This is a genomic window from Bradyrhizobium sp. USDA 4461 (assembly GCF_054055655.1).
Window position 1 is genome coordinate 6686527 of record NZ_JBSRXM010000001.1, and the last position, 14013, is coordinate 6700539.

19 protein-coding genes and 1 pseudogene are annotated in these 14013 nt (G+C 65.1%); 9 read left to right on the forward strand and 11 right to left on the reverse strand.

All coding sequences use genetic code 11. From position 1 onward, the window contains the following. Nucleotides 1–148: 148 nt before the first annotated feature. The 7 genes from ACVINW_RS31485 to ACVINW_RS31515 all read right to left on the reverse strand — a co-directional run bounded on the left by ACVINW_RS31485 (nucleotide 149) and on the right by ACVINW_RS31515 (nucleotide 3766). A complete protein-coding gene (locus ACVINW_RS31485) occupies nucleotides 149–394 on the reverse strand; it encodes a hypothetical protein (RefSeq protein WP_456754866.1) in 246 nt (81 codons plus the stop codon). Between the two features lie 259 nt (nucleotides 395–653). Beyond that, nucleotides 654–848: a hypothetical protein gene (locus ACVINW_RS31490; RefSeq protein ID WP_456754867.1), complete on the reverse strand. Its 195-nt coding sequence runs from the start codon at nucleotides 846–848 to the stop codon at nucleotides 654–656. 425 nt (nucleotides 849–1273) lie between these two features. Further along, nucleotides 1274–1720 carry a hypothetical protein gene (locus tag ACVINW_RS31495; RefSeq protein WP_456754868.1) on the reverse strand — a complete coding sequence of 149 codons (447 nt, stop codon included), beginning with the start codon at nucleotides 1718–1720 and terminating at the stop codon, nucleotides 1274–1276. A gap of 50 nt (nucleotides 1721–1770) precedes the next feature. After that, nucleotides 1771–1935: a hypothetical protein gene (locus ACVINW_RS31500; RefSeq protein ID WP_456754869.1), complete on the reverse strand. Its 165-nt coding sequence runs from the start codon at nucleotides 1933–1935 to the stop codon at nucleotides 1771–1773. Nucleotides 1936–2017: 82 nt separating this feature from the next. Further along, nucleotides 2018–2278 carry a DUF3551 domain-containing protein gene (locus tag ACVINW_RS31505; protein WP_456754870.1) on the reverse strand — a complete coding sequence of 87 codons (261 nt, stop codon included), beginning with the start codon at nucleotides 2276–2278 and terminating at the stop codon, nucleotides 2018–2020. A 308-nt stretch (nucleotides 2279–2586) separates the two neighbouring features. Then, complete coding sequence (locus tag ACVINW_RS31510; protein WP_456754871.1) at nucleotides 2587–3519, reverse strand: 3-hydroxybutyryl-CoA dehydrogenase; 933 nt, start codon at nucleotides 3517–3519, stop codon at nucleotides 2587–2589. Nucleotides 3520–3574: 55 nt separating this feature from the next. Beyond that, nucleotides 3575–3766: a hypothetical protein gene (locus tag ACVINW_RS31515; protein WP_456754872.1), complete on the reverse strand. Its 192-nt coding sequence runs from the start codon at nucleotides 3764–3766 to the stop codon at nucleotides 3575–3577. A gap of 543 nt (nucleotides 3767–4309) precedes the next feature. Here ACVINW_RS31515 and ACVINW_RS31520 point away from each other — a divergent pair. The 6 genes from ACVINW_RS31520 to ACVINW_RS31545 all read left to right on the forward strand — a co-directional run bounded on the left by ACVINW_RS31520 (nucleotide 4310) and on the right by ACVINW_RS31545 (nucleotide 8099). After that, nucleotides 4310–4525, forward strand: a complete 216-nt coding sequence (locus tag ACVINW_RS31520) for a hypothetical protein (protein WP_456754873.1) — start codon at nucleotides 4310–4312, stop codon at nucleotides 4523–4525. 129 nt (nucleotides 4526–4654) lie between these two features. After that, on the forward strand, nucleotides 4655–4894 hold the full coding sequence (locus ACVINW_RS31525) for a hypothetical protein (RefSeq protein WP_456754874.1): 240 nt from the start codon (nucleotides 4655–4657) through the stop codon (nucleotides 4892–4894). A gap of 151 nt (nucleotides 4895–5045) precedes the next feature. Continuing rightward, on the forward strand, nucleotides 5046–6335 hold the full coding sequence (locus tag ACVINW_RS31530; RefSeq protein WP_456754875.1) for a hemolysin family protein: 1290 nt from the start codon (nucleotides 5046–5048) through the stop codon (nucleotides 6333–6335). 120 nt (nucleotides 6336–6455) lie between these two features. Further along, entirely contained in the window at nucleotides 6456–7055 is a 600-nt protein-coding gene (locus ACVINW_RS31535; protein ID WP_456754876.1) for a formyltransferase family protein, read from the forward strand. 194 nt (nucleotides 7056–7249) lie between these two features. Then, complete coding sequence (locus tag ACVINW_RS31540; protein ID WP_456754877.1) at nucleotides 7250–7600, forward strand: hypothetical protein; 351 nt, start codon at nucleotides 7250–7252, stop codon at nucleotides 7598–7600. Beyond that, complete coding sequence (locus ACVINW_RS31545; protein ID WP_456754878.1) at nucleotides 7545–8099, forward strand: hypothetical protein; 555 nt, start codon at nucleotides 7545–7547, stop codon at nucleotides 8097–8099. The genes ACVINW_RS31540 and ACVINW_RS31545 overlap by 56 nt, the downstream gene beginning before the upstream one ends. A 93-nt stretch (nucleotides 8100–8192) precedes the next feature. On the opposite strand, the pseudogene ACVINW_RS31550 reads toward ACVINW_RS31545, so the two are convergent. Further along, nucleotides 8193–8592 (reverse strand): annotated as a pseudogene (locus tag ACVINW_RS31550) (RidA family protein). A gap of 217 nt (nucleotides 8593–8809) precedes the next feature. Here ACVINW_RS31550 and ACVINW_RS31555 point away from each other — a divergent pair. Next, the gene (locus tag ACVINW_RS31555; protein ID WP_456754879.1) at nucleotides 8810–9682 is read left to right on the forward strand and encodes a DMT family transporter; all 873 of its coding nucleotides are present in this window, start codon (nucleotides 8810–8812) and stop codon (nucleotides 9680–9682) included. An 83-nt stretch (nucleotides 9683–9765) separates the two neighbouring features. Here the strand turns inward: ACVINW_RS31555 and ACVINW_RS31560 are convergent, their stop codons facing one another. Both ACVINW_RS31560 and cysK read right to left on the reverse strand, forming a co-directional pair. Next, nucleotides 9766–10005 carry a BrnA antitoxin family protein gene (locus ACVINW_RS31560; RefSeq protein WP_050400483.1) on the reverse strand — a complete coding sequence of 80 codons (240 nt, stop codon included), beginning with the start codon at nucleotides 10003–10005 and terminating at the stop codon, nucleotides 9766–9768. An 18-nt stretch (nucleotides 10006–10023) separates the two neighbouring features. Continuing rightward, nucleotides 10024–10998, reverse strand: coding sequence for a cysteine synthase A (cysK, locus tag ACVINW_RS31565; protein ID WP_456754880.1), 975 nt, complete (start codon nucleotides 10996–10998; stop codon nucleotides 10024–10026). 226 nt (nucleotides 10999–11224) lie between these two features. Here cysK and ACVINW_RS31570 point away from each other — a divergent pair, with 226 nt between their 5' ends. After that, a complete protein-coding gene (locus ACVINW_RS31570; RefSeq protein WP_456754881.1) occupies nucleotides 11225–11440 on the forward strand; it encodes a hypothetical protein in 216 nt (71 codons plus the stop codon). A 10-nt stretch (nucleotides 11441–11450) separates the two neighbouring features. Here the strand turns inward: ACVINW_RS31570 and tgt are convergent, their stop codons facing one another. Then, nucleotides 11451–12584, reverse strand: coding sequence for a tRNA guanosine(34) transglycosylase Tgt (gene tgt / locus ACVINW_RS31575; protein ID WP_456754882.1), 1134 nt, complete (start codon nucleotides 12582–12584; stop codon nucleotides 11451–11453). A 265-nt stretch (nucleotides 12585–12849) separates the two neighbouring features. Between tgt and ACVINW_RS31580 the strand changes: the two genes are divergently transcribed. After that, a complete protein-coding gene (locus ACVINW_RS31580; RefSeq protein ID WP_456754883.1) occupies nucleotides 12850–13968 on the forward strand; it encodes a patatin-like phospholipase family protein in 1119 nt (372 codons plus the stop codon). The last annotated feature ends 45 nt before the right edge of the window (nucleotides 13969–14013 follow it).

Here is a 14013-nt window from a genome sequence, read left to right on the forward strand (position 1 = left end):
GCTAGCGGCCCATCCAGACGGCCTAGGACGAGGTTGCGTGAGTCGGGTTAAGGAAACGTTGTTCGCGCGGGCGGCACGCATGGCGCTCGCCGACGAGGACGGGCCCCGCCGAAGCGGGGCCCTTCCGCGTGATGGAGATCGGGACTTACTAGTCGTCCCAGTCGTGTCCACGGATCACTACACCGCGGTCGCGATCGTAGTCACGATGGTGGTTGTACCAACCATGGTGCCAGCCACGATCATAGTCCCGATAGACGCGACGACCCTCATATCGATCGCCGTAGTAGCCGCGGTCGCCGCCGATATAGACGCCCACGCCCTGCGCGCTGGCGATGGTCGGTGCCGCAATCGAGAGAGCCGCAACGGCGGCGAGTGCGTAAGTCAACTTCGTCATGACATCCTCCTTCCAGTACGCCGTGACAACGACCGGCGTCCGCGCATGTTGCAGGAACTAGTTCGGAACTTTTCTGAACGCCTGTTCAACATCGTGGCGCATTCGACGCATTGTCACGGACCCGCGGAGGAAGACCGTTAGAGTCGCTTGCGATGCCCTATTTCCCCTGGATTCCACCTGGTCGGAAACCGCGCTGACGGCGGGGAACCGGAGCAGGTTTCCGTCAGGTTCGCATTCGCGGATTTGCCCGTAATTGCCCTCAAAGCCCCAGGCAGCGAAACAGTTGCGTGAGCGCGGTGTTGGCGGATTGGGCGCGCCGCTCGACGACCTCGGCGGCGGTGGCGTAGTTGCGCGCCAGGATCTCAAGCGCGCGTCGGGCATCCGGCAACGTGGATTGCTCCGCCATCTCCAGGCACTGGTGCTCGAAGTAGCGAAGCTCCTCAAGTTCGGTCATTGCGATTCGTCCGGTTGGTTTTGCATCTTCGAACTGAGTGCTCCCGCGACCTAGTGAAAATTTGGCAAGATTGTTGCGGGCACCGGCCGATTCATTCGCAGTGTTGCTGGATGCATGATGTGATCATCACCGCTGCGTGACCGCTGCCGATGCGCGCGGTGCGAATCGACAGGCGCGCCCGACTGCCCCAGAATGCGTGAGTCTTGCCCGGCAGTCCTGTCGTCGGAGCGGGCCGCGGTTGATTCGGCATGGGGTTGGTTGTTGAACCAGATGAAGAAACGCGATTGGGCCTTCGTGGCCGCCTGTGCGGCCGGCGCACTGGTCTTCGGCGTCTGGAGCTTCCAGATGGGTCTTGCGTTTCATCGATCCCAGCCGGCTCCGACAGATCTCTCGAGCTCGCATCGGCACAGTCCGGCGACCCCGGATTAGGCCCAGGCCAGGCCTGCAATGACGGCGCCGTCATCGTCCTCGGACTCCGCCCGCGTCCGCCGCCTGCGCCGCAGGCCGTCCTTGGCGCGGCGGTGACGAATCCCGAACCGGTGCACCCGCCGCAGCGCGCCGCCGACGACATCGATGGCCTGCCTGACGACGACCATGACGGTCGCGACCCGCGTGAACAGGCCGACCAGGAAGATCATCGAGAAGATGTCGATATAGGCCAGCAGATCGCCCACCAGCATCAACTCGGGCGGCAGCGGAATCCGGTGCCAATAAGCGCCGATCAGGATGACGACCGGGATCAGCGCGATCAGCTTGCGCAGCGTCAGCCGGTCGAGCAAGGCGGCGAGTTCGACGACCAGGATCTGCCACAGCCAATCGCCCAGCGCCGCCGGCTTGTCGATCGTCCAGACCCGCCAGATCCGTTTCCACATCGCAGCGTTTGCCTTGTCCCTGCCTGGCGCCCCGAGGGCAATCGCCACGGCTACCGCTTCGACGACGCCTCGCTGCCGTCGCCCTCGACGGCAGCGCCTTGCGCGTCGGCCGCATCGGCCGACGGAAAGATGCGCTCGTAGTTGGCGCGGGCCTCGCGGATCAGACGCGCCCGTTCCAGTTCAGACTTCGAGATGAACCTGATGATCTCGCCCATGTGCTCTCCAGGGGGCCAATTCTCCATTCACAGCCAATGCAACCATCGTGCCTGTTGGCCGGATGGCCGCCGGCCTCGCCGCTCAGCGGAGCGCCCGGGGCGCCGCGCGCGGCTGGCTGAACGCAACGCGCGGATTGATGCCGCAGCTCGCAGCGCGGCCTGATGCCGACGCCTGGCACTGCTGGTAGGTCTGGTAACCGCAGTAACCGGGATACCCCTCCTCCTTGCCCTGGATGCACCAGGGATAGTCGTAAGGGTCGGCCGCCGCCGGCTGTGCGGCGCCGACAATCCAGCTCGTCCCGAGCGCGGCGAACGCGAGACGCGCCCAATTCGTGCTGCGCATGATCCTGCTTCCTTCTCAATCGGCACCCAGCCGTCGATGTAGGTACGCAGGCCAAATCTGCGAGGTTTTCGCTCGCCGGCTCAAGAAGCTGTGACCCGCGCATGACGGCGTGCCTTGAAACGGAAAAACTGCCGCGAACGGGCTTGGCGCATACAAGCGCCTACAAAAAACACGAGGCCCGGTGTGCCTAGGAGACCGGGCCTCGTGTCTGATGTCCCCCGCCTCAGTGGCGGATCAGACGTCGTGGTTACGCGAGCTTGTCGGCGCGATCCATCCCGGATGACTACGGGGTCGGCCGTGCGCGGAAATCACTTGCTGTAGCTGTAGAACCCCTGCCCGGTCTTGCGGCCGAGATGACCGGCATCGACCATCTCCTTCAGCAGCGGCGCCGGCCGGTACTTGGGATCGTTGAAGCCGGTGTAGAACACCTCCATCACCGACAGCATGGTGTCGAGCCCGATCAGGTCGGCGAGCGCGAGCGGGCCGATCGGATGGTTGCAGCCGAGCTTCATGCCGGCGTCGATCTCCTCCGCGGTCGCGATGCCTTCCTGCAGCGCGAAGATCGCCTCGTTGATCATCGGGCACAGGATGCGGTTGACCGCAAAGCCCGGGCTGTTCTTCGCGGTGATCGCGACCTTGCCGACGCGCTTGGCGAACGCTTCGGCCTTGGCGACCGTGTCGTCGGAGGTCTGCAACCCGCGGATCAATTCGAGCAATGCCATCACCGGCACCGGATTGAAGAAATGCATCCCGATGAAGCGGTCGGGACGATCGGTCGAGGCTGCCAGGCGGGTGATCGAGATCGACGAGGTGTTGGTCGCAACCAGCGCGCTCGGCTTCAAGCCGGCGCAGAGATCCCTGAGGATCTTGACCTTGAGCTCCTCGTTCTCGGTCGCGGCTTCGATCACGAGATCGCAGGAGGCGAGCTTTGACTTGTCGGTGGTGGCATCGATGCGCGCCAGCGTCGCGTCGCGATCGGCGGCGGTCATCTTCTCCTTCGCAACCAGGCGCTCGAGACTGCTCCCGACCGTCTTCAGGCCGCGCTGCACCGCCGCGTCGGAAATATCCACCATGGTGACAGCAAGCCCCGCCGCCGCGCAGATCTGCGCGATGCCGTTGCCCATGGTTCCGGCGCCGATAATGCCAACCGTCTCGATCATTGTATCCGTCCCTCGCAGCTTGCGCGGCCGCACGGCCGCATCGTCAAAAACGGCGGACCGTGGGGTCCGCGGATGGCGCATGAATAGCAGCCCGGCCGCACTGCCGATACAGTAGACGATGGTATTCTGGTGAGGGTTACTCGGGGCGCGGCGGATGCGGCCGCCGGGGCGGAACGGCGCGGCGCGGCGGGACCTCGGTCCGCGACGGCTCGGCCGCGCGAGACGGCTCGAACACGCGGTTGAGCCGCACGATCCACCAGGCCAGCCGGCCGTAGCTGCGGCGCAGTGCCGATCCGAATCCTTCGTCGATGTCCTGGTCACGATCCATACGCCTATCGTTAACGTGCATCCTTGAAGGAACGGTGAGTGCCATCACGTGCGGCGCCGGCAATCGTTAGGAACTTGGCAACTATTTCGCGCAAGCCTTGCTGCGTTGACGGCGCGGGCAGCGGTAATTTTCCGGATTGCGTCTCGAAGACCCTGCGCCGCAGCATCGCCATGCCGGTGCGACTCGCATTTTGTTGATCGAATTTTCCGCGGGGCGCCGCGACACAAGGAAATTAGACGACGAGGGCTACGCCCATGCTTTCTGAAAAATTCTTTTTGGTTCTTGAGACATTGCTGAACGGCCAGACCCGTTCCGACGGAAGCCCGCGGGTGGTGAGCACCTCGCCCCACGTCCCGATCAAGCTCCCGCGCGAAAGCCAACCGCAAGGCAGCCCGCCGCGCTAGGCAGAGTGCCGAAGCGAGGTTTGGTCGCGACCTCTTCCGCGCCTGATCGTCAAGTCGGTGTCGCGATCCCCCGTGATCCAGCTCATAGTCGGTGAAGGCGAGCCACGCTACACCACTCCCGCAACGCAGTGGTGCCGCCATGGACTCGGAGACCGACAGCAAGACCGACTTCGCGGGCATCGCGGTCGCGATTTGCGTCGCCGCCTACATCGCGATCATACTGGCCTATCTCGCCCAATACGATCTCGGCCTGACCGCGCTTCAGACGCGTGATCTATCGATGACGGCTGCACTGTTCCTCGCGCTGCCGGTCGCGCTGGATCTCCTGCGCAGCGGCCCCCGCAACCTGCGCTGACGCGCGCAGCACGCGCCTGCCCACACCCGATCTCCCCCGCCGCGACCGCGCCCAACACAACATAGCGCTAGGTGAAGCGAGGCGAATCAGCGTTACTTTGCAACTGATCGCTTCGTGGGATTTGGCAGCATGACCCAGCCCGACGGTTTGGATCAAAATATTCGCGAATTGCAGGAATGGCTCCGCAACGCCTGGCAGCAGCTTGCGGATCCCTCGCTCACCGCCTTCTCCCGCCGCGAACTGCGCAACCAGATGAAGCAATGCAACGCCGATCTGCGCGTGCAGCTGCAGGCGGCGTCCGAACGGCTGAGCCAGCCCCTGCCTTCGGGCAGGACGTTCGCCAGGCCGGAACTGCGGATCCTCGTCTAGCGTCCGTCTGCCGGCGCGCCAAAATGCCGCGATCAACCCATCCGCCCCCTCTGCTTGTGCGGGAGGCGCTGAGGCAGAGCAAAACCTCGCCGGCATGCCTATATTGGGCGTCGTCGGGCGGCCAACGCCGCTGAAGCTTTTGGGGACTCCCGTGTTATATCTGGAACTTGCGATCGTGACGGTCTTGATCGTCGTCAACGGTCTGTTGTCGATGTCGGAGCTCGCGATCGTCTCCTCGCGTCCGGCGCGCCTCGCCGCGCTGGTCGAACGCGGCGTCAGCGGCTCGCGCCGCGCGCTGGCGCTGGCCTCCGATCCCGGAAAATTCCTCTCCACCGTGCAGATCGGCATCACGCTGATCGGCGTGCTCTCGGGCGCCTTCTCGGGCGCCACGCTCGGCCAGCGGCTCTCGCAATGGCTGTTCGAGCTTGGCGTGCCGGCCAACGTCGCCGACGCCGCCGGTGTCGGCATTGTCGTCGGCGTCATCACCTATGCTTCGCTGATCGTCGGCGAACTGGTGCCGAAGCAGATCGCGCTGCGCGATCCCGAGGCGATCGCGGTGCGCGCCGCACCGGCGATGACGGTGATGGCGAAACTGTCGCTGCCGGTGGTGTGGCTGCTCGACCGCTCCGGCAAGTCGCTGCTGTGGCTGCTCGGCCATCGCGAGGACGCCCAGGACCGCGTCAGCGAAGACGAGATCAAGACGCTGGTGGTCGAGGCCGAGAACGCCGGCGTGCTCGAGCCCGGCGAAAAGGAAATGATCGCCGGTGTGATGCGGCTCGGCGACCTGCCGGTCGGTGCCGTGATGACGCCGCGCCACGAGGTCAGCCTGATCGACCTCGCCGCGCCCGCGCCCGAAATCCTGGCGACGTTGCAGAGGAGCAATCACTCGCGCTGCGTGGTGTTCGACGGCAACCGCGATCATGCGCTCGGCATCGTGCAGGCCAAGGACGTGCTCGACGTCTACCTCGCCGGCCAGACCCCCGACATCCGCGCGCTGACGCGCGATGCGCCGATCATCCCGGAGACCGTCGACGCCCGCGACGTGGTCGCGATCCTGCGCGACTCCGCGGTGCATATCGGCCTCGTGCATGATGAGTACGGCACCTTCCAGGGCGTGGTCACCAGCGCCGACATCCTCGAGGCCATCGTCGGCGCCTTCCATACCGAGCAGGGCCCGGCCGAGCCGGCCTATGTCAGGCGCGATAACGGCTCCTATTTGATTTCAGGCTGGATGCCGGCGCTGGAATTCAGCGAGCTGCTCGGCATCACGCTGCCCTCGCCGCGGCCTTACCAGACCGCGGCCGGCTTCCTGCTGCACGCGTTCGGCGCGATCCCCGATACCGGCGCGAAAACCACCGCGCAGGGCTGGAATTTCGAGATCGTCGACCTCGACGGCCGACGCATCGACAAGGTGCTGGCGAGCAAGGCGCCGGCGGCCTGACATTGCCAGCCGGCCGGCCTGTTGATAACGGGCAGGACAGCAAAACGGGCGGCCGCTGTGTGCTATCGGCATAGCGGCAGCCCTCGATAGGTCCAAAGTAACCCCCACGGAATTGATCCCATGCGCATTACCCTCGTCGGTTCCCGCCATTTCGGCGTGACGACCCTGAACATGCTGCGCGAGCACCACGTCACGCTGGTCAGGGTGGTCGTCCATGACGGCGAGGACCGGCTGGCGGCCGCAGCCCGGGCGGCGGGCATCGAGGTCGTGGTCCAGGCCGATCCCAAGCTGGTGACCGCCGCGGAGATCGCGCCCGGCACCGACCTGATCGTCACCGCCCACAGTCACGCCCGCGTCAGCAAGGAGGCGCTCGCCGTCGCCAAGCTCGGCGGCATCGGATACCACCCATCGCTGTTGCCGCGTCACCGCGGCATCGCGGCGGTGGAATGGACCATCAAGGAAGGCGATCCGATCGCCGGCGGCAGCATCTATCATCTCGCCGATCGCATGGATGCCGGCGCGATCGCCGCGCAGGACTGGGTGTTCGTCAAGAAGGGCGAGACCGCCCGCGAGTTGTGGGAGCGCGCGCTGGCGCCGCTCGGCTTACGTCTGCTCGGCGAGGTCATCGACTACGGCAAGGTCAATGGCACGCTGCCGGCCAAGCCGCAGGACGAGCAGTTTGCGACCAAGGCGCCCAACCTGAGCCCCGGCAAGCACTAGGCCGCATCTAGGTACTAAAATACCACATCTAGAAACGAGGAGACACGATTCTTTCGTTCCTGAGCCGGAACCAGATTCACTATGATGTGTTTGAGTTCACAGGAACATTCGGGGGTTCCCGCGACGCAGCAAATTTTGAACACATTGTGACAGGATAAGCCGCGTCATCACACGAAATTACAGGGATTTGATTCATGCGTTCGATCCGCATCCGCGACCTGATTTTGGTCGCTTCGGCTGCCGCCCTCACCGCTGCTCCCGCGTCCGCTCAGCAGCCTTATGACGGCCTTTGGAACGTCACTGTCGTCACTAAGACCGGAAGCTGCGAGCCGTCGCAGAGCTCGACCGTGACCGTCGCCGAAGGAAAGATCTCGGCACAGGGTGCGGCGATCTCCGGCACCGTCGGCAGTGGGGGACTTGTGCGAGTCTCGATCAATGGTGCATATGCGAACGGACAACTCAGTGGCAACTCCGGATCGGGGAAGTGGAATGGGGCATCAGCTGGCGTACCGTGCAGCGGCCGATGGGAAGCATCCCGTCAGTAAGATCACCAGCCTATCAAGTTTCTTCGCCAGCGCGCGGCGGCCCGCATTTGCAGCCGCCGCGTTTTTCGTGACCGCCCTCGCGAGCACGGCGGGCCATGCGCAGTCCGGCCCGTTCGCCGGCATGGCCGGCACCTGGTCGGGCGCCGGCTCGGTCACGCTGGACGATGGATCCAGCGAGCGGATTCGCTGCCGTGCGACCTATCACGTCGGCGGGCCCAGGATGACCATGAGCCTCACCTGCGCCAGCGACGCCTACAAGTTCAACCTGGCGGCCGACGTACAGGCTGAAGGCAGCGCGGTGACTGGATCGTGGAGCGAATCCAGCCGCAATGTCAGCGGCGATCTGCGCGGTCGTGGCGGCGGCGGCAACTTCCAGGTCGTGGCCAGCGCCCCCGGCTTCAACGCCGACATCTCGATGCGCACCAGCGGCAACAAGCAGTCGGTCACCATCAGGGCCGACAGCCAGTTCCGCGGCGCCAACATCACGCTGTCGAAGTAATCAATCGTCCTGCGACGAGAAAAGCCCTCGGGGTCATCCCCGGGGGCTTTTCATTTGGCCGCGCGTCAATGACCCCGCGCGCGTCCAGCGGCGCTATGCGGCCGGCACGAACGCCGTAACCTCGATCTCGACCTTGGCGCGCTGATCGACCAGACCGTCGATATAGAGCAGCGTCGACGGCGGGAAATTGCGCCCGAGCGTCTCCTTCCACGCCGCGCCGATGCCGGCGCCCGCGGCCTCGTATTCGCTGCGGCTGGTCAGGTACCAGGTCAGGCGCACGATGTGCTCGGGGCCGGCGCCGGCCTCGTTCAACAGCTTGACGATGCGCTTCAGCGCGGTGCCGACCTGGGCGGCCATGTCGGAGGCGTAATCGCCCTTCTCGTCGCCGCCGGTCTGGCCTGCGAGCACGATCCATTTGCCGCGGCGCGTCGAACGCGACACCGTGCGAGAAGCCGCGGGGTTTCGACCATTCGGCCGGTTGCAAGACACGCATGAGCAGATCCTCCCTGATTGTCATTCCGGGGCGCACGCGAAAGCGGGCGAACCCGGAATCTCGAGATTCCGGGCCTGGTTCTTCGAACCATCCCGGAATGACATCTTGTGCTTAGCAGAGATCGCGCAGCCGGCGCACCACCGGTCGACGGAATTGCGCGTTGCAAATTCGTGGCAGCTCGCCGATACCGGGAATCCCTCCTCACCTCTTTTCCGTCATGGATCGCACACCCTCAAAGACCCGCGCCGCGCTGTGGATGTCCGGCTGGCTCGCGCTGATGCTGATCGTGGCGGTGGCCGGTCGCGAGGCGACGCGCGAGGTCAACGTCTTCCAGCTGATGGCGGTGCGCGGCGTGCTCGGCTTCGTGATGCTGTATCCGCTGATCGCCATGAATGGCGGGCTTGCCGTGGTGAAGACCGCACGCGTGCACGTCCACATCGCGCGTAACCTGATCCATTTCTGCGCCCAGCTCGGCTGGTTCTATGCGCTGACCCTGATCCCGCTCGGCCAGGTTGTGGCGATCGAATTCACGATGCCGATCTGGACCGCGATCCTGGCGGCGAGCTTTCTCGGCGAACGCATGACATCCTGGAAGGTGGTCGCGATCGTGCTGGGACTGGTCGGCGTGCTCGTCATCGTGCGGCCGGCCGGCGCGATCAATCCGGGCCAGCTGATCGCGCTCGGCGCGGCCGTCGGCTTCGGCATCTCGGTCGTCGTGGTCAAATCGCTGACCCGAACCGAGCAGACACTGACCATCATGTTCTGGATGCTGGTGGTGCAGTCGCTCGCCAGCATCGGGCCCGCGCTCTATGTCTGGACCTGGCCGCCGCTGTCGACCTGGGGCTGGCTCGCCGTGATCGCATTCTGCGGCACCTTCTCGCATTATTGCATGGCGCGTGCGTTGCTCCACGCCGACGCGACCGTGGTGATCCCGATGGATTTCGTCCGGGTGCCGCTGACGGCCATCGTCGGATGGCTGATCTATGCCGAGCGGCTCGACGCCTACACGGTGCTCGGCGCGGCGATGATCCTGGCCGGCAACCTCTTGAACCTGACGCCGGGCGGAAAGGCGCCGGCGCACGCGAAATGATCTCGCGTCGCGCCACGTCCAGCGCAGCTTGCCTATCGTAGCAGAGAGCCCGGGATCTCCCGGGCTCCCTGGTCCAGAAAGCGCTACTTCCCCGCGGCCTTGCGCAGGGCCGCATTGATGCGGTCCTGCCAGCCGGGACCGCCTTCCTGGAAATACTCCAGCACGTCCTGGTCGATCCGCAGCGTGACCTGCTCGCGGACGCCGGGCACGGCCACCGTCTTCGGCACCGCGTCGGCGACCTTGGTGGTGGCGCGCTTGAACGCCGCCTCGGCCTCGCTGCGGGCATCATTCAGGGTTCGCGGACGTCTCGGCTGGTCGGCCATGTCTGGGATTCCTGTGGCTCAAATTCCTTCAAACAACGCTGTCGAGAGATAGCGCTCCGAGAATGACGGCACAATCGCCAGAATAGTCTTGCCCGCAGCTTCCGGCCGCTTGCCGATCTGCAAGGCGGCCGCGATCGCGGCGCCCGAGGAGATACCGCCGGGGATTCCTTCGTTGCGCGCCAGCGCGCGCGAGGTCTCGATCGCGGTCGCGCTGTTGACCTTGACGATCTCGTCGATCACCGAGCGGTCGAGGATGTCAGGGATGAAGCCTGCGCCGATGCCCTGGATCTTGTGCGGAGTGTGCTGGCCGCCCGACAGCACCGGGCTCTCCTCCGGCTCCACGGCGACCACCCGCAGCGACGGCTTGCGCGGCTTCAGCACCTGGCCGACACCGGTGATGGTGCCGCCGGTGCCGACGCCGGCGACGAAATAGTCGATGGTGCCGCCGGTGTCGTTCCAGATCTCCTCGGCGGTGGTGCGGCGATGGATTTCTGGATTGGCGAGGTTCTTGAACTGCTGCGGCATCACCGCGTTGGGCGTCGTGCGCACCAGTTCTTCCGCGGTCGCGATCGAGCCCTTCATGCCCTGCGCCGCCGGCGTCAGCACGATCTCGGCGCCGAGGAACGCCAGCATCCGCCGCCGTTCGATCGACATCGATTCCGGCATCACGAGCTTGAGCCGGTAGCCGCGCGACGCGGCCACATAGGCGAGCGCAATGCCGGTATTGCCCGAGGTCGGCTCGATCAGCACGGTATCGGTGTTGATGATGCCGGCCTTCTCCATCGCCACGATCATCGCCGCACCGATGCGGTCCTTCACGCTGGCCGCCGGGTTGAAGTATTCGAGCTTGGCGAGGATCGTCGCGTTGACGCCTGCCGCCTGCGGCAGTCGGCGCAGCCGCACGATCGGCGTCGAACCGATCGCATCAACGATGGAGTCAAAGACGCGGCCGCGTCCGGGTTGCACTGCACTCATTGTCGACGGCGCGTCCATCAAGCGGCTCCTCGTTGCGGGATATGCTGGAAATATGCGGTCTTGCTCATTTGAGGCAGCGCACCACAACGCGCAAGTGTGAAACGGTCGCGACGCGAATTCGTTGCATCGCAAAATCGAACCTCAGCCAAATAACGTAAAACCTACGCATTTGTGTTGCGACATGGTCAAACAAGTGCGCTTATATACTTTCGTCAGGTGCAGCTCAGAACGCAAAGGAGGTCACATGCCAGCTCTTGCTGAAGTTCTGCCGACCACGGCGTCTCGGCCCGATCCGCGCGGCAGCGATTTGCCGACCTGTCCGGTGTGTGCGGATTCCATGGTTGCGGCGGAAGCGTCGGCCTACCTCCACGCCAATTTGATCAGCTACCTCTGGACCTGCGACACCTGCGGTTACGGGTTCGTGACCAAGCACGCGGTCAAACCGATCGTGTGCAACTGATCACATAAGCTCACCTCTGAGCGATGTCCCCGCGCGCCCAACCGGCGCGCGTTTTCGTTCTGAAATCCTCGAACGTGCCGCTCGCCACCGCATCGCGGATGCCCTGCATCAGTTCCTGGTAATAGGCGACATTAATCTCGGACAGCAGCATTGCCCCAAGTGTTTCGCCTGATCGCACCAGGTGATGCAGATAAGCGCGCGAATAGTCGCGTGCCGCCGGCCACGAACTCTCCTCGTCGAGCGGACGCGGGTCGTCGATGTGCCGGGCGTTGCGCAAATTGATCTGGCCGAACCGGGTGAATGCCATGCCGTGGCGTCCGTTCCGTGTCGGCATCACACAGTCGAACATGTCGACGCCGCGCGCCACCGCCTCCAGAATGTCCTCCGGCGTGCCGACACCCATCAGATAGCGCGGCCGATCCTCCGGCAGCGCCGGTGCGGTCTCCTCGATCATCGACAGCATCACCGCCTGCGGTTCGCCGACTGCGAGGCCGCCGATCGCGTAACCGTGAAAGCCGATGTCGGTCAGCCCGCGTGCGCTGGCGTGACGGAGGTCGGGGATATCGCCGCCCTGCACGATGCCGAACAGCATGTAACCGTCCGGTGCACTTTCGAAGGCGCGCTTGGAGCGCTCGGCCCAGCGCAGCGAGAGCTGCATCGCGCGCTCGATGTTGGCGCGCTCGGCCGGCAACCGCACGCATTCGTCCATCTGCATCGCGATGTCGGAGCCGAGCAGCCGCTGCACCTCGATCGAGCGCTCCGGCGACAGTTCGACCTTGGCGCCGTCGATATGCGAACGGAAGGTCACAGCCTTCTCGGTCACCTTGCGCAATTCCGAGAGCGACATCACCTGGAAGCCGCCGGAATCCGTCAGCATCGGGCCGCCCCAGCCGGTGAAGCGCTGCAGGCCGCCAAGCCCGGCAATGCGCTCGGCGCCCGGCCGGAGCATGAGATGATAGGTGTTGCCGAGCACGATATCGGCGCCGGCATCGCGCACCTCGCGCCAGTGCATGCCCTTCATCGCCCCTGCGGTGCCGACCGGCATGAAGGCGGGCGTCCGCACGAGGCCATGCGGCGTGGTCAGGCGGCCGGTACGGGCGGCGCCGTCGGTTGCCAAGAGCTCGAAATGATTGGGAAGCGTCATGCGGCTGCTTATTGCGTGTCACTGACGCCCGATCAACCCGTCGGGTAACAGCTTCCGCGCGACTTCGTGAACGCGCACAGCCGAACGCAAGCTTGCTCTGGAACCGTGCCTCCGTTAAACAAAACGAAACCGTATCGTTTTATGTCAACAATATGGCGGTGGACCGTCCCGCCGCGACAGCAATCCCGCCCGAAACCCGATCGCGATGTCCTCCCCCTCCAGCGCCCGGCCTGACGGCATCCGCAATCGGATGACGATCGTGCGCATGATCCGGCAAGCGGCCCTGCTGTGCGGGCTTGCGGTCGTGCTGGCGGCCTGCAGCTCGATCCCGCGCACGCCGTATACGGCCGCCGACGCCGCCAGTTCGCGGGTCCTCGATCTCGACGGGCTGCGCCGTTATGCCGACGAGCCGGCGTCCAAATTCAAACTCGAGAAGGACAACCTCGCCCCGATCAAGACCTACCTCGCCCTCTCCGGCGGCGGCGCCGACGGCGCCTACGGCGTCGGTGTCCTCAGCGGCTGGACCGCGGCCGGTAACCGTCCCTCCTTCTCGGTTGTCTCCGGCGTCAGCACCGGCGGCCTGATAGCGCCCTTTGCATTCCTCGGCTCGCGCTACGACGACACGCTGAAGGAGGTCTATACCTCAGGCATCGCGGAGAGCCTGCTGCAGGACCCGAGCCTGATGCGGGTGCTGTTCGGCTCCGGCCTGTTCGGCAACAAGCGGCTGCGCGAACTGGTGGCGCGTTATGTCGGTCCGGACATCCTGAGCGAGGTGGCGCGCGAGAACACCAAGGGCCGCAAGCTCCTGATCGTCACCACCGATCTCGACACCCAACGCACCGTGATCTGGGACATGGGGCGGATCGCCGCGGTCGGAACGCCGGACGCGTTGCAGCTGTTTCGCGACGTGATGGCTGCCTCCGCCTCGATCCCGCTGGTGTTTCCACCGATCATGATCGACGCCGAGGGCCAGGGCCGCCGCTTCCAGGAGATGCATGTCGATGGCGGCGTCACCGCGCCGGTGCTGACGCTGCCCGACGCGTTGATGTTCCGCGAGCGCGCCTGGCCCGCCAATGGCCGCATGAACATCTACATCCTCGTCAACAAGAAGCTCGAAGGCAATTTTGAGCTGGTGTCGAACTCGACGATCGACGTCGCCTCACGCAGCATTTCCGCGATCACGCAGGCGCAGACCCGCTCCGTGATCCTGTCGACCTATGATTTCGCCCGCCGCAACCGGCTGGGCTTCCATTTGTCCTATATCGAGCGCGATTACCCGGCGCCGGAAACCCAGGGCTTCGACACCGGCTATATGCGTGCGCTCTACCAGTACGGCTACGACAAGGCCGCCGCAGGCCAGGCCTGGACCGCGACGCCGCCCTGAGCGGCCCGCCCCCGATACCGCCGAATGGACGAATCCGCATCGCGC